This window comes from Haloferax sulfurifontis (assembly GCF_014635105.1).
Taxonomy (GTDB): domain Archaea; phylum Halobacteriota; class Halobacteria; order Halobacteriales; family Haloferacaceae; genus Haloferax; species Haloferax denitrificans.
Genome location: NZ_BMCI01000008.1, coordinates 102,462 through 123,123, shown reverse-complemented (window position 1 = coordinate 123,123; position 20,662 = coordinate 102,462). Strand labels below are relative to the sequence as shown.

Genomic DNA, 20,662 nt, shown 5'->3' with positions numbered 1-20,662 from the left:
TCGGTCGCTGTCACGTCCTCGGGAGGATGGACCGGCCCGTCGTGGTGGTGTTCGTCCCTGGTATTCCACGTCATAGGGCCACTCATCGGCCCATTTGAGAGCATCAGTAGCAGATGGGAATCCGACGGTGTGCCACTCTCCACGCTGATCTTCATGGCAGACATAGCGGCGCACGTCGTCGTTCGCCCCTTGGTCGTCGCGCGGTGCGAACGCAACGGGACGGACCTGACGACTAGACGCCCAGGACCTACTCACGATTGCAAACATATCTTTGCACCCACAAACTAATATGAGCGCAATCCGTCTCTAGGACAATGACTGGGGATACACCGTCTCCACCGGACATGAATCTGACCGGTGAGTGGGACGAAGCCGTCGAGAGTCGGACGGTGAAAGATCGTGTGTATGAAGCAGCGACGACACTCACGGCCCCAACCACTGTTGCGGACGTCGCAGAGCGTGCTGACTGTACAAAAGAAGGTGCTCGTCCCCACTTGGAGTGGTTCGTCGAACTCGGAGTCCTCGAAAAAGTCGCAGACAATCCTGCACTCTTTGTCCGAAACGAGGCCTACTTTGAGTTCCGTCGTGTCACGGAACTGACCCGGGAGTTCAAAACAGCTGAAGCAGCCGACGAAGCAATCGACGAGTACCGAATCCGCGAACGAGAACTCTCGAGCTACTTCGCTGAATCCTCACCCGAGGCGGTTGTTCTTTCCGAGGCGACGTACGAAGATCTCGATGAGGCGTACGATAGACTGAGTGAATGGCGAACTGTCACTCGCCGCCTTCGTGAACTCCGAGAAGCCAAATTCCGTCTCAAATCAAATACCGGTGGGAGTCCTGCCTCGTCGTTCCCCTGAGCTCGATGGGACGCACAGATGACCTCAACGAAGAACGGATGCGAATTCTCGGTGGTCGACTCGCAGATCTCTCGGTAATCGAGACCGTCCAGTACTTCCCGTCTGGAAAAGAAGATCGTGTTGTTGCCACTCTTCAGTCGAGTTACTATCCCAACGTTGTGGATACTGCCACTCTCGAAATCCGTCTTCGACTGAATGGTGAGTTCAATATTCAGTATTTTGAGGAATGGGCTGGTGAGCGCTGGTCGTGTCGATGGGACCGCCACCCAAATACGCACAATACGCGCGACCACTACCACGTACCACCACAACCGCGAGAAGAGAGTGCGGTCGATGCAGTCTACCCAGATGATCCGAATGGCGTGCTTCGGGTCGTTCTTCAGACTATCGAGAAACGAATTAACGATGTCTGGGCGACAACAGATTCGGATTTCCCGTCAGAATACGAATTCGAGAAGGAGTACGGCGCAGACTACCTCGTGGACACGTAGCGCAGTTTGTCACTCTGGGCGGACGACTTCATCGCATGAATAGCACTCTGCGAACACGCCAGTTGTCCCATCAGCCTGCTCAAACTCAATGAGCGACTGGTATGCCTCAATCTCTTCGCCGCAGTCAGGGCACCGGCCAAGCGCCGTCGAATCACTCGTCATGGGGGATTGTGGAGACGTGTGTGACGCAGGTTGTCTCCACTAGTGTCCACACGCTGCCACAGCAAAGGTGTTTGGCCAGTTCGAGCGCCCCAGTAGTCCCGATCTCCGAAGCTATGGTTGACACTGGTTGTTGATAATAACTAAATCCAAAATAGGCTATTTCGAAATTGGCTATTGTGACTCCGAGGGTTACTGAATCGACCTCGCACATACAGAGTAGAACAATAGAGTTGGATAAGGTACCTAAGGTAGCTAAGTCACCTAAGGTAGAGGGGGTAGGTCAAGGAGACATTTCTGGACACCAATCCAGATGGGGAACTACCTTAGTTGGCTGAGTTGCCACAGTTACCTCAGGTACCTAATTTGACTCAGGTAGCACAGGTACCTTAGGCGAGGTAGTTGAACCAAGCCCAATATACTGGACACAGATCAAGCCGTACGATGGAACCCACCTCACCTACCTTAGGTACCTTAGGTAACTCAGGTAAGGTAGTTGAGTCAGGAAATATTATACGATATGCGTGAGTCTATGCGCACAACCACAGGTACCTCAGCGACCTTAGGTGACTCAGGTGAACACCAATGTCACAAGATCCCCAACCAAACGCTGTCGCACTGAACACGCTCAAAGGTGGCGTCGGAAAGACCACGATTTCGCTCAACACCGCCCGTGAATTAGCCGAGCGAGATCACGACGTTCTGCTTGTCGACCTCGATCCGAATGGTCACCTCACAGTTGGCCTTGACTTCCGCGAAGTCTATATAGACGATGAGCATGCAGATCTCGGAGAGATCATCATAGATCGGGATGCAGAGCCAGATGACGCAATCGTTTCGACTGAGTTTGGGTTTGACCTCTTCCCATCAACAGCAGACCTCGAAGACGTCCAAGATCGTCTCGGGTCGGTAAACCACGGAACAGTCAGGATGCGACAGTTCCTTGTTGAGCCGCTCTTGGGCGACACCTACGATTACATCATCATCGACACGCCCGGGAGTACGGGCCACCTCACGGACAACGCACTCGTCGCAACCGAGTCGATTCTTGTGCCACTCCGCCCAGGTCCTGAATCACTCGGAGGGTTCGAGCGAACGGTCGAGCGTCTAATCAAGCCACTTCGAGAGTTCATTTCGCTGGACTTGCTTGCAATTGTACCGACAGACCTCCAACGTCGTATTGATCAACAAACTCTTGACCGAGAGCTGATCGAGTCGTTGGTGACGCGTGAACATCTCGCTGCGAAGGTCCCGAACTTCGCGTATATCTCTCCAGCTGACCTGGAAAAGATTGATTCCGGAGAGTGGGATGGCTCACTCCCGAAGCCAGGTATCCGCCACTCTGAGTCACTTTCCCGTGCAATTGGAGATCACAAACCGCTTCGAGACTACGCACCAGAAGATTCGATCCTCTCGTCGTTCGAAGAACTTGCAAGCATCATTGAACACGGAGAGGTGCGTCGCTAATGGGAGACTACACCGACCGCTTTGCAGGGTTGGATGAGGAACTTGCGGAAGTCGAAGACGATGGCGAAGAGCAGGAGTCCGATACAGCCAAGTCTGAAACTACGGACACCTCTGGAGAGGTACGGGACGAGGTGACGGTCAAAGATGAAGACATAGAGTCTGACGTTGCTTCCAAAGAGGAAGATGAAAGCCTCGAACGTGAATCAGAGGTGAGTAAGCAGTCAGGCACCGATGGACCAGAACAGGAATCCAATCAAGAAGTAAGGCCAAGTACTTCTGGAGCGCTCGAAGACAGTAATCCCGGTTTCCCCTTCTCTGAGTCGGTACAAGCTCAGATATACCCACGGCGAACCACCCACGACGAGTTTGAGGACTTCATTCAATTCGACGTGAAACAAGCGCTCAGAGAGTACGGTATCCGGAATGACGAGAAGCGTGAGATACACGAAGCAATCCTTCAGTTCGTAATGAAACATCCTGACGCAATTGCCGACAAGGTGGTCGAACTTCGCGAGACATAGGACGAGAATTATTCCACAACCCGTTGACATTCCACGATGAATCGAAGTTGGTCACTCACGGAGTCCGGACACATACACCGTCGTTCATCTGTTCTTTGAGTCGAGAGTAGAGTGGTGATGGAGTGACGACTATAGTTAGTATATAAAACAAGGATATTTCACTCAGTTTCATAACTCTGGGTAAATTGATTAAACGTCATTAACACACGTTTGACGGCTTGATAAGCCACCTAGGCGAACTTGGAATAGACAGTATAATTATCCTCTACCAGTAAATATATAATAATGCGAAGATAGTGATTTGTGGTAAAAATCATTCAATGGTTCTAGTTCTAGTCTAGTGTTGATTCGGTTTTGGTGGTACAAACACGATGAATCATGTTTGGCCACTTGCTGACCTCGGGTTCACGTGGAAGAACAGATGAAATGTGGTGTGTGTGTGTCGGAATCTCTGAAGAACAAACGAACAGATGAACAGGTGGTGTCTGACATAGATTCGAGACTTCCTTGCCGAGCTGACGTCACAGTAGTTCGCTAATCTACATCATGAAAAAGGAAATTCGGGCGGTGACTCTGTAATGATCGCTTTGACGAATATTTAGTGTAAGAGCGTGACCTCGACTATGTTTCAGAAGAAACAGATGAACAGTGGTGTCTGTTACAACATCAGTGTGTAGTTGAACAAGCGAATCAAATGAAATGTGGTGTCTACAAAAGAAACAGATGAACAGGTGGTTCTAGCACTCTCATCGTGAAATTCTGCAATAGATAAATTATTGATGCTTCAACCCGGTGAGATATGCCTGATTTCTCTAAAAGCTAATCGACTTTTGGACTTCGCTAGTATATCTTGGGAGTTGTCTCCGGGCAAAAGCTGGGGAACTAGTCTCGTCGACCGTGGACAATACGGACAACAACTCGAGAAACAAATGAAATGCGGTGTGTACAAAAGAAACAGATGAACAGGCGGTCCGGGGGGTTTATATCATTTGGCAACACAACCCTCACCAATGGGTCAATTTGAGTTCAAGCGTGGGAACACCCCCTACGTCAACAGAGGGGCACTCACCGACGAGTATACCCCAAATTCTCTCGTCGGTCGCGATGACGAACTCGAAGAGTACCACTCGGCGCTTGAGCCGGTTATTTGGGGGGAGACTCCAAAGAACATCTTCCTCTACGGTAAGACCGGGGTCGGCAAGACTGCCTCAACTAAATACTTCCTCAAGCAGCTCGAAGCAGATTCCGAACAGTACGATGACCTTGTCCTGCGGACGGTATTTTTGAACTGCGACGGACTGGAGACGAGCTATCGTCTGTGTATTGCACTCGTCAACCAGATGCGCTCGGCCTCCCAACAAATCTCTGAATCCGGTTACTCGAAGTCTGAAGCATATGCGATGCTGTGGGAAGAACTGGAATCGCGAGCTGGAACTGTCCTCATCGTTCTGGACGAGGTTGATCACATCAAATCCGGTGAAGACAGTATTCTGTACCAGTTGTCTCGTGCCCATGCTAATGGGAACGTCTCCGATACGAAGATCGGAATCATCGGTATCTCAAACGACTTGACATTCACAGATGACCTCTCACCAAAGGTCAAAAGCTCACTGTGTGAACGCCAACTTCACTTTCCAACGTACGACGCGACTGAACTCCAAGATGTCCTCCAACAGCGTGCCGATATCGCGTTCAAAGACGACGGACTCGATGAAGGAGTAATTCCACTCTGTGCTGCATACGGCGCTAAAGAAGCAGGTGACGCTCGTAAGGCTCTTGACTTACTACTAGAGGCAGGCGACGTTGCTCGCGAAAACAAACGCAGCTTAGTCACCGAAGACGACGTCAACCGAGCACAAAGCCGGCTGAAATCGAAGAAGGTCAGGCGTGGGATTCAGGGATTACACGAACACGACCACTACATACTCTATGCTCTCTGTGTGTTGGCTGCAAACGGCAAGATGCCTGCGCGTACACGTGTGATCTACCCACAGTATGAGCGAATCTGTGAAGCTGGCGATATCGACCCCCATACTTCTCGCTGGGTATCTGACCACCTTGACGAGCTCAAAATGCTCGGCTTGCTTTCGGTGACCGAAAAGAACCTTGGCCGGAAAGGTGGAAAATACCGGAAGTGGGACTTGAAGACTGACATCTCTAACATTCTTGAATCGATAGAAGAAACCCTGAAAGTAGTAGGAGTCCTTCGCAGTATCGAACCGTACATCCCTGATTCACTCGAGCTTCGGTCCAACTGACGGTGCGGCATTTTTTGCTGGGGCCAGATTCGCTCCGATGTTCCTGCTGACACTACCACTCGGTGGCTTCAGTAGGAAACCCATCAGTTGGCGCGGAGCCACCACACCTTGTACCGCCGCAAAATGCGGATACTGAGTCGTCTTTGTCTATCAACAATCTCCTTGCTGAATTAACTCGCCACTCTTTGAATACACGGTCAGACACACCACTCTTGCCAGTAAAAACTAGATCCCCCAACGACCTCAGATTCATCGCACTTCTATTGGGAGAACGCGTCGATCGAGGCCTTCCAGCGTCCAAAGAGTACTCTGGACCAACTACTCCGGCAAGTCTATTACTCTCCGTTACATTCTGTTACATATGCCCATTGACTTCGAAAATTACCAGCCATCGGACCTTCCAGGACCGAACACGAATGGGCGAACCATTCTTCGCTTCCTCGCAGCGACTCCAGAAACAGGGTATCGAGCAGGTGAGATCGCTGAGGCGCTCGACATCCCACGAGGAAGTGTTGGGACGACGCTTAGCCGACTCCATAATCAGGGGTTTGTGCGTCATAAGGGCGAGTATTGGGCGATCAATCCCGACGCCTACGATGCACATACTGCGAGCTTGATTGGCTTGGCCGCCGTGAGCGAGCAGTTTGAGGGCGACTACTACGACGAGATTCCGGACTGGGATGCAAATCTCCCTGATCTCGATGAGTATGAAGATGCAGACTCGGGTGCAGAGTGAACCGTCTCGGGATCAAGCCCTGAGGCACTCGCCTTGTTTTCTCTGTATAACAAGAATGGGGTGGAGCCGCAGCGAGCGACTGGCTCCCGTTGAGTGGCAAATCGATTGTGAGTCTGGTCTTTCCCCGGATGTCTTATCACGAATTATCCATAATTCGTAATTGAGATGGCGAAATCACCTCCCCGGTCAGGCCGCCCACCAATTCAGCAGCTTCAGACGGTGGCCGACCTCCTCGACACACCTACACTTGCTCGGCTGTATGCCCATATCTTACAACACGGACCGGTCACCGTGTCCGAGTTGATCGACGAACTCGATATCCCACAGGGAACTGCCTACGACTATATGCAGAACCTCGAAACAGCTGGGTTAGTAGAGAAAGTCCGTGAGCAGCGCCCGTATGAATACGATGCCGAGTCGATCGCACTTACGCTCTCGACAGACGGTGAAACCCAAACGATCACACCAGCACTTATCGCCGCTGTTGCCCGCCGCGACCAGGACGAGGACATCGACATCTACATCGAGCGACATGGTCTCGACGGGCTTGCTGTCGCCCTCGAGCACGCTTCCGAGTACGCCGATGGGACGGTCAACCATCGGATTGCGGCCCGGGAACTTGACCTTTCACCGCTTGAAGCCGAAATCATTCTCCAGGCGCTGGAACCAGTTGCCACTGAGTACGCCGATTTCGGTCGAGTCTAAAGCCCCACGAGTCCAGTTGGGGTCACTAACAACGAACCGGTGTGTACAACACGAGAGCAGTACTGTTTGCTTGGACCAGTTTGAAAAGCGAGTAGATTGTGCGGAGTTTGGGTTGTGACCCTCCCATCTGGTGGGCTGGCGTTTTAGCCATGCAAGCGTTTATACGCTGGAAGAGTCAAAGTTAGATTGACCAATGAGTCTTGATGAGGCGGTTGACGAAGCGCTCGCGACGTACAATATGTCGCGCAGCGAAGAGGCCGAGGAAACGGGCCGAACAGTCGCCACGCTCCAAGACTAACAGATCCGCTTAGTCGAGGTTCCGAATCTTTTCAGCGAATTCTGCTTTCGATAGCCCTGGTGTTTTCTTCAGCCCCGGATAGCCTGCACGTTCGACGGCCTCCTCGACGAACTCAATCCAGAGTTCTTCGTGTTGCTCTGCGTAGACGACCTTCGCCTCACTCGGGTACATATCCAGCTCGTATGCAGTCAGGTCGATCTCGACCGCGTGTTTCCGCTCAAGCGTTCTCGCACCGAAGCGGTACAGGTGCTTGAAGAGGACATTCTTCCGCCGAACGGTCAACAGCCGCTTCGATTCGTTGATGTACTCGTTCACCCACTCCCGCCAGTCATACGATTCTGGGTCGATTTCTATGGACGTTTCCGGCATAGAGAAGTCCGGATTCAGGCGCCGGAGGTAGAACTGGATTAGTGCGACAGCCATCCGATGGTTGGCGTTCGGAAGTGTGTGTTTCAGAATCAAGTTCGAGGCAAGCCGACCTGCAACGGCTGTTGCTGAGCCCTCCCAGGACGTCCGATCAAGCACGTCCGGCAGCGCGTCGACGTCGATCTTCTTGTACGCCTCGACAGGAACACCTTCTTCCTCCTCGTTCTGAGCGATGAGGGCGCGGTAGATCTCGAGCAGCCGAACGACGATGGTGCTGTTGTCCTCGCTCATCTTTGCGAGTGACGCTTTGAGATCGAAGTCGATCTCACGAACGGGGCCACCACCAACGCGGGACGTGTAGACGACGTAGAACGCTTCGTCAATCTCGCACTTCTGAACCTTCACAGCGACGCCGTCGTCGTAGTTGACGATATGCGAGACGACTTCAGTAGGGTCTGGATGCACGAAGTCAAGAGAGAACTGCTTGTCACCGGGATGGTGGTAGTAGACGTGGCCCATCTGGTATACTGTACTCTTTCATCAGTGCATATAGAGACTACGAGGTTTCTACCTCCGTGTTAGATGAAAATAAAATTCAGTATCTAGGTTGGCATGCTACCACACATCATGTTGGCCAGTAAATATATAATATTCCACCAATCTGATTGACATGTACGCACCGCAAGACAATCGGTGTGGAACGATACCGAACACATGATCTCCCGCTCAGTCACCGTCGAAGACATCGATGAGTTGTTCCTCAGGTGGAACGACCATCTCAACGCATCGGCCCTCTATCGGCAAGCCCTCCGCGACGAGATGCAACTTCGCGACGTTGAGCCGCATAAACTCCGCGCACAACTCACCGAAGCGCGTGAGTTGGGCTACTCGCTCGATGAGATTGCAACCATGACGAGTCGCTACGCCGATCTCCAAGCGCTCGTGTACGACCACACCGAGTGACCTCATGTCTGACTCACACTCCTCGACTGACGCTCGCTCCGCCGACCAGCGACGGCCCTCCCAATCCATCCTCCGACACGTCGCGATCGGGAGCGTCCTGTTCGCGCTCGTTGCCGTCCAGCCAGTTGCCGCACAAGACAGCGTGGTCTGCAGCGCTGAGAAATTGCCGGGGATGGTCGAGGGCTTCTTCCAGATCACGACGACGCTCGGCTTCATTGGGTTGGCAGTCATCTGGCAGGCCGATTCCCTCGCTGAGATCTTCACCGCCAGCCCCGAACAGAAAAAGCGACTCAAAGTCCACAAGCGCGCAGCACTCAAATCCGCCCTCATCTTGGCAGTGCTCGGCCCGCTGTATACCGTTGTGGCGTCGATTATGGGCCTCCCACTTGGGGACTGTGTGAACCTCACTCCCTGGTAAGCGCCCCACCAATCCACCTTTGCCCTCCGATGAAGCATCGAGTGCCCTCCGTACTGGTAGCCGCGTTGCTCGTGTCGAGTTCCATTATCGGCCTCGCCACGGCACAGCCCCCGAGATCAGGGACTGAGACAAACGGCCTCACGGAAAACGAGTCGGCAACGCTCTGGTCTCGCGATAGCGACCGCTACGTCAGCCAACAAGACTACCAGCAGCAGTACGGCGACGACCGAACGGCACTCCACCAACTCGCCAACGGGACTGACATCACGTTCACGCGCCCGCCGGCAACAGCCGCGACGTGGACGCGCAACGATTTCGCGGATCTCGACGCCGGCGGGCCCGACACGTCGACGTACCCGCCTCATGCGTCACTCGAAGATGGGACGTTCATCGACGATGCGCACGCGACGATCTTCGCGGTCACGCCATCGACGCGCGGCCATCTCGATGCAGGTGAGACACCGCTCTATATCGCTCCCAATGGGACGGTTCGTGGCCTCGTCGATTATCGTGTTCGCGTTCCAACCGGGAACGAAACGGGTAATCAAACCGTCGACTGGGCACTCGTCTCTCACGAGATTGAGAACATCCGTCTGAAAATCGATGGCATTCCAGTCGCAACTGCGAGCGGCACTCACACGCCAGAATTACAGTATCAGACTACTCACTCGTGGAGCGCGAACCTCACGCTCGAAGCGAACATCTCAGTCCGGCTCAAGAAGACCGTCGAGACAACGGTTGGTGGCGAATCTAAGACGACAGTCAACTACCGGACGGAGACACGAACCGTCTCGGATACACTCGATACCGAGATTTACGACCTCGCGGCGTACCCCTACTACGCGCAGTACCCGAACGGGGATACTGGCGTCGCGATTTTCCAGTCCCGGCCGTGGCAGGGCTATACGCTCACCGACGATGAAAACTCTCGGGTCCGTGGTGTGTGGCGGTTCTACACCGCTCGCAACACGAACTGGGACACACTCGTCACATCGACCGGGACGTCGACAACCACGGCACAGTCGGATGCGATTCCCGTCCGAGTTCACGCGTATCCCTCGCAGATCGGGCCGCGAGCAGAGCCCGTTCGTGATGGACCGGATATCATCGACACGTGGGGGACTGACCGGGCGTCACCCCGTGAGACGATCGGCGAGAACGTGACCGTTGAGGTCGTCAACGAGTCGTACACGCCTACCTACGGATTGGCCGTCCGCGCAGAGACCGTCGACCGGGAGGCGCTTCGGGTGGGTGGGATCGTTCGTGGCGTGAATGCCACGATTGTCGACCCCCAAGTCGGGTCGGCGCGACAGCTTCGCGAGAGTGATCTTTCTGCCGAGATCGTTTCGCAGACGACGTCGAACGCGACACTCCGAGTCGAGTTGCGCGATAATCAGACGGGTGCACCGATCGCGTCGAATGGGAGCGACCGACAGTACCCGATTGGCGGGTCGTCACACAGCGGCTACATCACGGTGGGTGACCAGCGCGTTGCGACCAACGAGAGTGGGGTCGCAGTCGTCACGCTGGACGAGCCGGGGATCTACACCGCTCGCTACCACCCCGGCACGTGGCTTGGCCACGAGCCGGCGTATGTGGGTGATACGGCCTCCGTTCGTTGGCACCCACTCGGGACTCTCGAGGGTTGGGTTGCATTCGTATTCGAAGTCGGCTGGCAGGCGATTCCGTTCGTCGTGACGTTCTACGCCGGTCGCCGACTCCTCCGTATGTTTGGACCGACAGATAGCGACTACCGAAACCAATGATTCCAACCGATTCACCGATTGACAGACGTACCGTCCTCCGAACCCTCGGCGGGGCCGCCCTCGCCAGCGTTGCCGGCTGCCTTGATAGTAGTCGCGGCTCCGGAACAACGACATCTGACCAGACGTCGGCGGCGACTGAGCGTGCTGGTCCCCTCTCACGCATCGCTGTCGAGGGGCAAGCCGTCGTTGTTGAGGTTGATGCTGACGCACCCGTCGAACAGGTGAACCTCATTCAGCCGAATGGGGAACTGTTCGGGAAACGTGGGCTTGCCGCCGGCGCACGACAGGTTTCGTTCGAAATCGGGACTGCCTACGAGCCCGGAGAGTACCGTGTCGTCGCGTTGGATGGTGACGAAACTGTTGCTGAGGGCTCACTTTCCATTCAACCGAACCTCAGCATCGTCGAGATGGGGATTGGGAGAAATCAGCCAGAGAAGATGTGGAACTCATCGGGTGACGAAGTTACTGATGAGGCGTTTGTGACTGTTGAGAACCGTGGAACGGGGCCAAACGCAGTCACGAAATTACTCTTCATCGGAGACGTTCCGTATCCCTCCGATGAAGAGGGGACTAATTACGCTGATGCCGATGGTGTGAGTGGTATCTACGCCCCAGATGCAGATGATGAAACAGCTGCAGTAACTGTTCGTCCTGGGCAGAAACTCACTCTATACAGCTATCGGTCCCCATTCGCGTTCATTCGAGCTGAGGGAATCTCGTGCAAAAATGAACGCCAATCGGGAGAATTTGAAGTCGTTTTAGAAACGCGAGTTGACGCAAAGAAAACCTCTGAGACGTACCAAGTCCAGTACTCTGCTTCAGACGAGTTCAACAACTGTGAGATTACGATTAGCGAGGCATAGCGATGGTTGATCTGATTGATATCGCCTTAGAGGGATTCAAGAAGATCGTTGCTTGGGTGACGTCTCTGTTCATGCAGGGCGTAAATCAGGGGTACGAGACGCTTTCTACAGAGATGTTCGGAACCCCGACTCCCGAAACTGATGGTGTGTTCGTTTTCGGGACACCAACGAATGGCGCGTGGCCGGCCATTCGCGATGCCCTTGTCGGAGGTGAGATCATGCTGATCTCGCTACTCCTGTTGTTGATGTGCGTTCAGGGGCGACACACGATGCGGATTTTCAATGTCGGGAGTGAATACAAAGCCAGACGCACAAAGAAGACTGCCTGGGTTGGGGCGTGTCTTATTATCTGTTGGTACTGGGTCAGCGCCCTCGGTCTCTACATTGTTGATGGGTTTACAATCGCCCTCCTGCCGAGCTTGAGTTCGCTAGGCGATGTCATGCTCAACTTTCTCCGGGAAACCGTGACCAACCCCGGCCTCAGCTTACTTTTCGCTGTTATGGGTGGTCTTTCGATGTGGGTGCTTGAAGCTCTCTACTACATTCGAGAGGTGTTGGTCCTCGTCTATGTGTACGGAATGCCCATCGCGTTTGCCATCGCCTATGGTAATCTCCCTGTTCTTTCTGACATCGCGATGGGGTTCTGTAAGCGGTTTGTCCCTCTTGCAGTTCTCCCTCTCCCAGCAGCAGTCGTGTTCAAGGGATACGATTTGCTCTATTCTGAAGGCGTTCTCACGCCAAACAGCCCATTTCTGAAGTATCTTGTCGCGACATCACTTCCGCTAATCGCGCTCTATCTCACGTGGAAGACGTTCACGTACGCGACACCCCTCACCGCGAAGGTGATTGGTGGTGCAACGCGAGGCGCAGCCCTCGTCGGCGGCGTCGCAGCCGGTGCGTATGTCGGTGGTGCTGGCGTCGCGACAACCGCCGCCCGGTGGGGGCCGAAAGCCGCCGCCGGTCAAGCCCTCGCCCAGCGAGCAGCCGCACAGCGTGACTCGACTGATGACAGCGACGGACTGCCATCGTACCGGCGGACCGAAAACGAACCCCGAACCCGCTAACTATGTCGACAGATCAAGACACAGCCGCCCGGCGTATCATGGACCAGTTCGGCGAAGCGAGTCGCATCCCCTACCTCAACATCGAAGAAGGTGACGTCGGCATCCTCATCGCCCTCCCCATCTGTGGGTTGCTCCTCGCCGGCCTCACGGGCATTGAATCACTCGCCGTCCCGCTTATCGCAAGCGGCCTCGGGATGGGCGCAGCCATCGTCTACGTCACCCCCGACCATCTGAACGCGTGGACGTGGACGAAAGACGTCTATCGCTACGCCAAACGGCCCCGGATTACGCTGAGTGCGCCAGAGCACCCTGACGGCCAAACGAACGAGACCGTACGCAACGAGGGCGGGCTCGCGAACTACACGCCATTCACGCCGGACGAGCGAACCCAAGACCTCACGAATATCGAGCGAGCGTGGCCTGGCGCCGGCGCGATTCAGCGGACTGACGGCGCGATGGAGGCGTTCATCGAGATCGACCCGGGGAACATGGACTTCGCGATGGCCGACGACTGGGCCCAACTCCAGGACGCAGGCGCCGAGTTCGCTAACAAAGAACTCGACTCGAAGCTCAAATTCCACGCAACAACCCGGTCATTCCCGGTCGAACAGATCACCGAGACGATCGAGGAGCGACTCACCGACGAAGACGTCACACAGAACCCGGTCTTCCGGGAACTCCTCGAGGAGTATCGGGAGACGCGGCCCAAAGAGATGCGTGATCGCGGCATTCAGCAGGTTCGGTACTACATCGGCGTGGAAGTCTCGCCACTCGAAGTCTACGACCGATACCGTGACGAGGGAACGCCGGCTGAAAAGCTGACGCAGTTCCCCGTGATTGGCATCCTGTTCAACCCGTTCGTCACACGACGAGAGGACCTCTCTGACGTCGAACGCCGCGCCCAGATGTTCGAGAAGCTGGACGACCGGATTGCGGATGTCCGTTCCGAGTTCATCCAGCAGGCATCCGGCTGGTCTGCCCACCGACTCAGTACGGTCGAGTTGTTCGTCATGAATATGGACTTCTGGAACGGCGAGGAACACGATTTCGAGACCGAAGCAGACGTAATTCGCGAACAGCCGATTCTCAGCCGCTCACGTCGGGAGGAGGCGTTCGATGCGTAACCTCCCGTTGCAGGCGAGTCGTGATATTCTCACGCAACTCACCCAGTGGGCTCAACAGCCGATATCCCCCGAAGGTGCAGCGCTCTATCTGGGGACCATCATGCTCCTCGGCGTCGGCGGAACAGCTCTCTGGCAACGATATCGCACCGACGATGAGCCGGAAGTCGACTTCTCGGATGTCCTCGACGAGGAAACCCTCGAAGCCGGCGACGCAGAAGGCCAACTTCTCGACGATATTTCGGAGTCACACAAGACGGCGACAGCACCGGCGGCAATCGAATGGGAGACGCGAGCTGCCCGTGTCGGTGAGCAATGGACGACGACGCTGTACATCGCTGATTACGCCGACTACCCGAATGACGGCTACTTGAGTGACCTCTTCGAGTTGACCGACGTCGAGTTCGACCTGACGGCGCACATCACGCCGAAGAACCAACAGCGCGCACGAAACGAACTGCAGGATATTGCGGACGACCTGCAGGTCGACGCTGATTTAGAACAGAGCGTCCGGAGTGAGTACCTCCAAGAGCGAGCCAACGAGGCAGCGGCGACGTACAAGGCCGTCGAGAGTGGTGCGAGTGTGTTCGACCAAGGGCTATTCGTCACCGTCCGCGCCGACGGCACGGACGACCTCCGAGATGCCGTCAGAGCAGTCAAAAGCGCGCTCCGTGACGAACCGGCGAACCTCACGCCGAAGACGGCTATCTGCCGGCAGGACCTCGCGCTCCAGTCCGCCGCGCCAATCGGCGACAACGTCTTTGGTAGGGAGTCGATTGCCCTCGGGGGTGCTGTTGGTTCTCTCTTAGCGTCGCCACACAACGCGACGATTCTCGAAGAAGGGGGCGTCGAGTTCGGAATTCACAAGGACAACCAGAGCCCGGTCGTCATCGACCCGTTCGCCCGCGATAACGGCTATGCGATGTTTACTGTCGGCGACACGGGCTCTGGCAAATCGTTCGGTGCGAAAGAGAACTTCATCCGGTCGATCGAACAGAGCAAGGACCGCATCGGGATCATTCTTGAACCGCTCAACAACTGGGCGGGCGTCTCCGAAGCACTCGACGCCAAGCGCATTACCGTCGGTGGGACGCTCGGGTTGAATCCGCTCGAAATCCGCCAGACGCCCGAACACGTCCAGCGGGCAATGGGTGAAGACGCGAGCCCGTTCAACGAGAAACTCGACGACGCGATGAGCTTCCTGACGAACTTCTTCGCTCTCCGTGGCATCTCACTCGGCGACCGGCGAACGACACTCGAACTCGGACTCAGACACGCCTACGAGCGTCATGGCATTACCGATGATATCACGACACACGGCAACCCTAGCCCGACAATTCGAGAGATGCTGGATGTCTTCGAAGAGATGGTCGGCGACCCCGAGTCGTTCGTGGTTCGGTCGGATGCGGAAGCCGAGAAACTTAGCGACGATGCGACGTGGTTGATCGATCAACTGCGGCCTTTCGAGGACGCAGGCCGCTACGCGAACCTCGGGAAAGAATCGGAGTTCGACATCCGTGACGAGAAAGTCATCTATCTCGACCTCGCCCAGCAAGAAGGCAGCGTCGACAGCAGTACGGCGCTGACGATGCAGTTGCTCATCTCGCTCGTCTACGAGCGAGCGAAAGAGACGGACAAAGAGGTCGTGTTCGTCATCGATGAAGCGCGGTACATCATGCAGGACGCCGCGAGTCTGGCGTTCCTCGAAACGGTGTTCCGACACCATCGCCACCACGACCTCTCGATTCGGCTGGTCACCCAGACCGTCGACGAGTTCTTCGAGCACGCTGAAAGTGAGGCTATCCTCGACCAGTGTGCCGTTAAGCAGTTCCATCGCTTGGATGGGATGGACAAGGAATGGGCCGACGAGTTCGGGCTGAACCACGCCCAGATGCGGTATGTGCAAGACGCGGTTCCTGGGAACGAGGACGCTGGTTTCTCCGAGGCACTCGTCGGCGTCGACGGCGAGTGGCGTGGTATCAGAGTCGAAGCGATGCCCAAAGAGAAGGAAGTCATCGACTTCGATCCGACCGAGCAGCGCCGGGCGTCGCTGCCCGGTGCTGGTGAGACAGCAGTCTCTACGGATATTGAGACCTTTCGGACGGAGTTAGCGCAGCAAGCAAACGGAGAGTCACAAGACATGCAGACTGATTCAACAGCAACTGACAACGGCCAGCTTGGAGGTACCGACGATGCCTGAGCGTGAGTATCTTCGCGTGACGCCGACCTCGGAGGAACTTACTCCTCGTGGCATCCCGAAAACGCTCGAGAGTCTCCACAAACTGACTCCTGACAGCTCGGGGCTGTGGTCGAAACTCAACCCGTTTACATCCGCGACCCCACCGTGCTTCGAGTTCCTCGCACTCAGTACCGGACAAGACGCCCCGGTTGAGTTCTACTATGGAGCCGACGACTATCTCGGTACACTCGAAGAGCGACTTCGGTCGATCTATCCGAAGACGTTCGACATCGAGCGTGTCGAGGTGGACGTCGCGTCGAAGTTGATTCACCCAGTTGCCTTGTCTCATGAGGAGTTCGTTGAGCGCTACCAGCAAGGTGACCTGCAGTATGAGTTCACCGACGACGAGCAGTATTCGGCTGCAGACGTCGACGCCGGCACAGCGCCAGACGGCGGCACAACCACAACACGTGAGTCTGAGGGTTCACCGACGGACGCTGCCGACGAGATGGGTGGCAGAACGGCGGACGGACTGGTGTCGATTGGAGAGACAGTTGTCGAACTCGAAACGACTGACTCCCTCGCTGACGAGGTTCCACCCACGTCGGTCGAGAAGCCGACGGTGGCCGCAGAGGGGACGATTCTCGCCCGCCCCGCGGCCGACGCCGTCTCACCACGGGGCGTGCGGTGGTGTGGGTCGGCAGTTCGGAAGCAAGACTGGATGTCGTCGTTGACACCGCTGACGGCGACGCCTGACGAGAGCACCCTGCCGGCGGTCGACGAGCCGGGGGCTGTGCTTGCGTCGCTGATCGACCATCTGAACGATGCACGCGAACCGCTCGCGTTCCAAGTCGTGTTTCAGCGCCGGGAGAGCTGGCAAGCGGATGCGGAACTCCGCAAAGAGGACTTGAATGATGGACGGGATACGCTGTCGCAGAAAATCCTTGGCGACCTGCTTGACCCCGAACTAGAGTACGAACGTCGAACCCGTGACGAGTTGAGTGACATCGTTGTCAAGCGACTTGATGCGATTGATGCGGTCAATCCCAAGCGCTCGTATACGACGAATATTCGGGCAATTGGCGTGCCAACGAGCGAGGCTGGCCGCGACGCCCTTGATGACCGCCTGTCGTCACTCGCGCCGGTCTTTGACCCACTCGACGGCCCGTTCTACGAGATCGAAGCGACACGGCTTCGAGACCGGGGCTTCCGGCAGTCGAAGAAAGAACAGAACGCGCGAGCAGCGCTCCAGCGACTCCTCTCACGAGAGGTAACGACTGGACGTGGTAAGACCCGGCCGGAGTTGGTTCTCTGTGGGGCTGAGCTTGCGAACTTCGTGGTTGTCCCTTCGTCGGAACGATTGACAATGGAGGGTTCTCGTGGGACGCGTGCTGAGCAACAGAGCCGGAACCCGCTTGCCCGTCCGAATCCGGACCTCATGAGCGAGTTCCGTGAGGGCATGGCAATCGGCTACGCGCTTGATGAGACTGGTGAAGCGGAGAAGCAACCGACTCGAATACCTCCCGGACTGCTTCCGACACACTATGGCAGGTTTGGGACGACTGGGGCCGGTAAGTCCAAGGCACAGATTAATGAACTCCTCTCACTCTACGAGGCGACGACTGGGCCGTCGATTCTCATCGAACCGAAGGGCGACGGTATGGCGGAGAACTACATGCGTGCGCATGCTGCGCGTTTCGGCTTGGACGACCTCAGCGAGAATGTTATCTACTTCTCTCTCCCAGATGTCCTCCCCGGCTTCTCGTTTTTCAATCTCGAGCCGTCGCTTGAAAACGGACTCCGGCGGGAAGACGCTGTCCAGCGCAAGGCCGACCACTACGAGGAAATTCTGAAACTCGTTATGGGGGTTGACCGCTACGAGCGGGCGACAGTCGCACCTGGGTTGATTAAGTCGCTGATCAAAGTGTTGTTCGATGAGACGCATGGTCGCGAAAACGGCCAGTATCGCGAGTCAGCGGACTACTTCGCTCATCGGCAGTTAGAGTATGTGCTTGATCAACTTTGGCAGGCAGGGCCACCCCAGCCAGATCTGAGTGCTGCTCCGAAGTCGAGTGACGAGGCTGTCTCGCGGTCACTCCGACGACAGTTACAGGCAGACAAGACGACCTTCTCGAATGTGTTGGGTGGTGTCGGTAATCGTCTTTCAGTTATTTCGGACGACACACATCTGCGTCGAATCTTCAACAACACTGAGCCACGGTTTGATTTCCGCGATGTCATCGACGACGATACGGTGATCCTCTTTGATCTGGGTGATCTCCGTGAGGATGCCGCTCGCGTCATGACCGGTGTGATTCTGACCAACCTTGAGGACGCCTTGAAAGAAGAGAATCAGGATGTCGGTAAGCGGCCGGACGATTACGTGGTTAATCTCCTGATTGATGAGGCAGCGTCGGTTGCTGTTTCGGATGTCATGAATACACTACTCGAGCAAGGGCGGAGTTTCCGGCTGTCAGTCGGGCTCTCGATGCAGTTCCCCGAGCAAATGAAAGCGGAAGGCGGACGGCGCGCCTATCTCAACGTCCTCAACAATATCGGGAGTCCGATTGTGGGGAAGATCAACGTTGACCGTGAACTCGCTAGGGCGATGGCTCACGAGGAAATGGACCCAACAGCGTTCGCGAACCGAATCCGGTCACTTCCGCGTGGTGAGTGGATTGCGAATCTTCCAAGTCCGATCTTCGGTGAGACTGGGCCGTATCCGTTCAGTCTCGCTCCGCTGCCGATTCCGGATGGGCATCCTGAGAGCGACCGTCCTCTTACCGAGAGTGAAGAGTCTCGGTTTAGTGAGACGCTCAGTCGGATGCAGGGCCGCGTTGACGAGACGTACGGCGTGACCACGACTGAGGCACCGGCGACAGAACTCCCCGACGAACTCAGTACCACGCTTGACATTACTGATGGGGAACTCGACACGGCTCTTGCGAAAGTCGTTCGAGCGGTGCAACTTCGGCTGTCCGAACGTGAGGCAAACGGCTGGGTTTCAGTCGAAACCGTTGATGATGAACTCCGCCGTCTGTGCGATAAATCAGGTGGTGATGCACCGACGTACGACGAACTATCGACGATTCGCCAGCGCTCTCGCTTCCTTGAAACGACGGTTCACCTCGACCAAGACGAACTCGTGATTCGTCTTACTGAAGCGGGCGAAGCGGTTGCTGCCCCTGATACTGGGACAGTCCAATCTGCTGGTAGTTCGAAGCATGACGCTGCTCTTGCACAGATCGAAGCAGAACTGACGACCCATGGCTGTACAGTATCGATACTCAGCCAAGACGGGAGCGAGAAACCGGATGGGCGTGCGACGCACCCTGCGTTTGACGCTCCGTTTGCCATCGAGGTCGAGACGACAACGCCAGGGAAGCCTGCGAAAGTCCTCACGAACCTCCGCAAAGCACAGGAGGCGGGGGAAATCCCGATGTTTGTCGTTCGGGCTGGTGAGCCGGAACCCTACTGGGCAGAACGTGTCGAACAGGTGCTGTCGCCACCGCTTCGTGAACTCCAGTCAGGAGACACGCGGTTCTATACGACTGATACAACGATCTCGTTCAATGGTGGAGCGAGTGAGGAGGGTGGTCTGACGGCACTTCGACCCGTGTCGCCTGAGAGCGCACAGACGGTCTGGTCACGAGTCGATGGGTGCCTTGTTTTGGAAGACGGTGCTGGGGGTGAACTGCTTCGAGTTGAGTCATTAGACGAAATCTCGAAGAGTCGACTGCCTGCGGTTTACAGCTATGATTCGGTGGCCGATGAGTACGTCGTCTACGCGGAGGGCGAGCAGTATGTCTACGACTCGAAAGAGGCGTTTACTGCTGACTGGACTAAGCTCAAGCGGCCATTCGTCCCCGAAGATGAACTGCCGTATCCAGGATTCAGTAGTGAGCAGTATCTTATCGTCATTCTTCGGAACGACGGTGACGCAGTAATTTATCGGGACGGCACAGTACGGCCCTTGAGTGACCTCTCGGAGCTGGATCTCGTCGCACAGCCAACCCGATCCAATACCGCAGCGGCCGAAAGAGCCGCAACCCTCACATCAGACGAGTCGGACGAGTCTCTGGTCGACGTATCGGAGCTTGCAGACGACCCTGATGCTGTTGTGGGCCGCTTCGCAGAGGAGTTCCTCCGTGAGACAGCCCACGGATCTGTCTCCTCTGAACGGGTTTACAACTGCTATCAGTCGTGGGTGACTGAACAGGGGCTTTCACCGGACTCAAAGCGGTGGTTCACACGCCGGCTGAGACAGCACGTTGAGTTCGATAGCACGGTCAAGAAAGACGGGAATGCCACAACTCGTCATTACGATGGGATCGCCCTCACTCAGGAGGAATTATCTAATGACTGATACTGGTCTGTCAGCGTTTGTCCCCGGTCAGACGAACAACAGCCGATTCAACAAGAAGTCG

General features: G+C 55.8%; 17 protein-coding genes. 15 read left to right on the top strand and 2 right to left on the bottom strand.

Going from position 1 to position 20,662, the window contains the following annotated elements; genetic code table 11:
- The first annotated feature begins 314 nt into the window (after positions 1–314).
- Positions 315–860 (top strand): DUF7342 family protein, encoded by a 546-nt coding sequence (locus IEV64_RS18515; RefSeq protein WP_229722748.1) that lies wholly within the window; start codon positions 315–317, stop codon positions 858–860.
- A gap of 5 nt (positions 861–865) precedes the next feature.
- Complete coding sequence (locus IEV64_RS18510; RefSeq protein WP_188424925.1) at positions 866–1,351, top strand: toxin-antitoxin system TumE family protein; 486 nt, start codon at positions 866–868, stop codon at positions 1,349–1,351.
- A gap of 9 nt (positions 1,352–1,360) precedes the next feature.
- Here the strand turns inward: IEV64_RS18510 and IEV64_RS20190 are convergent, their stop codons facing one another.
- Positions 1,361–1,513, bottom strand: a complete 153-nt coding sequence (locus IEV64_RS20190) for a DUF7837 family putative zinc-binding protein (RefSeq protein WP_483867027.1) — start codon at positions 1,511–1,513, stop codon at positions 1,361–1,363.
- A 582-nt stretch (positions 1,514–2,095) separates the two neighbouring features.
- On the opposite strand from IEV64_RS20190, the gene IEV64_RS18505 reads away from it, so the two are divergent.
- From IEV64_RS18505 to IEV64_RS18485, 5 genes are all read left to right on the top strand, one after another.
- Positions 2,096–2,977: a ParA family protein gene (locus IEV64_RS18505; protein ID WP_188424923.1), complete on the top strand. Its 882-nt coding sequence runs from the start codon at positions 2,096–2,098 to the stop codon at positions 2,975–2,977.
- Entirely contained in the window at positions 2,977–3,498 is a 522-nt protein-coding gene (locus IEV64_RS18500; RefSeq protein WP_188424921.1) for a DUF7970 domain-containing protein, read from the top strand. The genes IEV64_RS18505 and IEV64_RS18500 overlap by 1 nt, the downstream gene beginning before the upstream one ends.
- Positions 3,499–4,508: 1,010 nt before the next feature.
- Positions 4,509–5,756 carry an orc1/cdc6 family replication initiation protein gene (locus IEV64_RS18495; protein ID WP_004968215.1) on the top strand — a complete coding sequence of 416 codons (1,248 nt, stop codon included), beginning with the start codon at positions 4,509–4,511 and terminating at the stop codon, positions 5,754–5,756.
- A gap of 361 nt (positions 5,757–6,117) precedes the next feature.
- Positions 6,118–6,492: a MarR family transcriptional regulator gene (locus tag IEV64_RS18490; RefSeq protein ID WP_188424919.1), complete on the top strand. Its 375-nt coding sequence runs from the start codon at positions 6,118–6,120 to the stop codon at positions 6,490–6,492.
- 165 nt (positions 6,493–6,657) lie between these two features.
- Positions 6,658–7,197 (top strand): winged helix-turn-helix domain-containing protein, encoded by a 540-nt coding sequence (locus IEV64_RS18485; protein ID WP_004977841.1) that lies wholly within the window; start codon positions 6,658–6,660, stop codon positions 7,195–7,197.
- A gap of 307 nt (positions 7,198–7,504) precedes the next feature.
- Here the strand turns inward: IEV64_RS18485 and IEV64_RS18480 are convergent, their stop codons facing one another.
- A complete protein-coding gene (locus IEV64_RS18480) occupies positions 7,505–8,380 on the bottom strand; it encodes a DUF8172 family protein (protein ID WP_188424917.1) in 876 nt (291 codons plus the stop codon).
- 195 nt (positions 8,381–8,575) lie between these two features.
- Between IEV64_RS18480 and IEV64_RS18475 the strand changes: the two genes are divergently transcribed.
- From IEV64_RS18475 to IEV64_RS18440, 8 genes are read left to right on the top strand one after another with little or no spacing between them, the layout of a single operon-like run.
- On the top strand, positions 8,576–8,824 hold the full coding sequence (locus tag IEV64_RS18475) for a hypothetical protein (RefSeq protein ID WP_004968218.1): 249 nt from the start codon (positions 8,576–8,578) through the stop codon (positions 8,822–8,824).
- Between the two features lie 4 nt (positions 8,825–8,828).
- Positions 8,829–9,242: a DUF7985 family protein gene (locus IEV64_RS18470; RefSeq protein WP_188424916.1), complete on the top strand. Its 414-nt coding sequence runs from the start codon at positions 8,829–8,831 to the stop codon at positions 9,240–9,242.
- A 29-nt stretch (positions 9,243–9,271) separates the two neighbouring features.
- The gene (locus IEV64_RS18465; protein ID WP_188424915.1) at positions 9,272–11,008 is read left to right on the top strand and encodes a DUF8186 domain-containing protein; all 1,737 of its coding nucleotides are present in this window, start codon (positions 9,272–9,274) and stop codon (positions 11,006–11,008) included.
- A complete protein-coding gene (locus IEV64_RS18460) occupies positions 11,005–11,871 on the top strand; it encodes a hypothetical protein (RefSeq protein WP_188424914.1) in 867 nt (288 codons plus the stop codon). The genes IEV64_RS18465 and IEV64_RS18460 overlap by 4 nt, the downstream gene beginning before the upstream one ends.
- 2 nt (positions 11,872–11,873) lie before the next feature.
- A complete protein-coding gene (locus tag IEV64_RS18455) occupies positions 11,874–12,935 on the top strand; it encodes a TrbL/VirB6 family protein (RefSeq protein WP_188424913.1) in 1,062 nt (353 codons plus the stop codon).
- A gap of 2 nt (positions 12,936–12,937) precedes the next feature.
- Positions 12,938–14,059, top strand: coding sequence for a TraC-like domain-containing protein (locus IEV64_RS18450; protein WP_188424912.1), 1,122 nt, complete (start codon positions 12,938–12,940; stop codon positions 14,057–14,059).
- The gene (locus IEV64_RS18445; protein ID WP_188424910.1) at positions 14,052–16,256 is read left to right on the top strand and encodes a VirB4 family type IV secretion system protein; all 2,205 of its coding nucleotides are present in this window, start codon (positions 14,052–14,054) and stop codon (positions 16,254–16,256) included. The genes IEV64_RS18450 and IEV64_RS18445 overlap by 8 nt, the downstream gene beginning before the upstream one ends.
- Entirely contained in the window at positions 16,249–20,601 is a 4,353-nt protein-coding gene (locus tag IEV64_RS18440) for a type IV secretory system conjugative DNA transfer family protein (RefSeq protein ID WP_188424909.1), read from the top strand. Before IEV64_RS18445 ends, IEV64_RS18440 begins: the two co-directional genes overlap by 8 nt.
- Positions 20,602–20,662: the final 61 nt, after the last annotated feature.

Coding starts and splice junctions, on each gene's coding strand:
- IEV64_RS18515 (WP_229722748.1), top strand. CDS start 315: ATGACTGGGGATACACCGTCTCCACCGGACATGAATCTGACCGGTGAG.
- IEV64_RS18510 (WP_188424925.1), top strand. CDS start 866: ATGGGACGCACAGATGACCTCAACGAAGAACGGATGCGAATTCTCGGT.
- IEV64_RS20190 (WP_483867027.1), bottom strand. CDS start 1,513: ATGACGAGTGATTCGACGGCGCTTGGCCGGTGCCCTGACTGCGGCGAA.
- IEV64_RS18505 (WP_188424923.1), top strand. CDS start 2,096: ATGTCACAAGATCCCCAACCAAACGCTGTCGCACTGAACACGCTCAAA.
- IEV64_RS18500 (WP_188424921.1), top strand. CDS start 2,977: ATGGGAGACTACACCGACCGCTTTGCAGGGTTGGATGAGGAACTTGCG.
- IEV64_RS18495 (WP_004968215.1), top strand. CDS start 4,509: ATGGGTCAATTTGAGTTCAAGCGTGGGAACACCCCCTACGTCAACAGA.
- IEV64_RS18490 (WP_188424919.1), top strand. CDS start 6,118: ATGCCCATTGACTTCGAAAATTACCAGCCATCGGACCTTCCAGGACCG.
- IEV64_RS18485 (WP_004977841.1), top strand. CDS start 6,658: ATGGCGAAATCACCTCCCCGGTCAGGCCGCCCACCAATTCAGCAGCTT.
- IEV64_RS18480 (WP_188424917.1), bottom strand. CDS start 8,380: ATGGGCCACGTCTACTACCACCATCCCGGTGACAAGCAGTTCTCTCTT.
- IEV64_RS18475 (WP_004968218.1), top strand. CDS start 8,576: ATGATCTCCCGCTCAGTCACCGTCGAAGACATCGATGAGTTGTTCCTC.
- IEV64_RS18470 (WP_188424916.1), top strand. CDS start 8,829: ATGTCTGACTCACACTCCTCGACTGACGCTCGCTCCGCCGACCAGCGA.
- IEV64_RS18465 (WP_188424915.1), top strand. CDS start 9,272: ATGAAGCATCGAGTGCCCTCCGTACTGGTAGCCGCGTTGCTCGTGTCG.
- IEV64_RS18460 (WP_188424914.1), top strand. CDS start 11,005: ATGATTCCAACCGATTCACCGATTGACAGACGTACCGTCCTCCGAACC.
- IEV64_RS18455 (WP_188424913.1), top strand. CDS start 11,874: ATGGTTGATCTGATTGATATCGCCTTAGAGGGATTCAAGAAGATCGTT.
- IEV64_RS18450 (WP_188424912.1), top strand. CDS start 12,938: ATGTCGACAGATCAAGACACAGCCGCCCGGCGTATCATGGACCAGTTC.
- IEV64_RS18445 (WP_188424910.1), top strand. CDS start 14,052: ATGCGTAACCTCCCGTTGCAGGCGAGTCGTGATATTCTCACGCAACTC.
- IEV64_RS18440 (WP_188424909.1), top strand. CDS start 16,249: ATGCCTGAGCGTGAGTATCTTCGCGTGACGCCGACCTCGGAGGAACTT.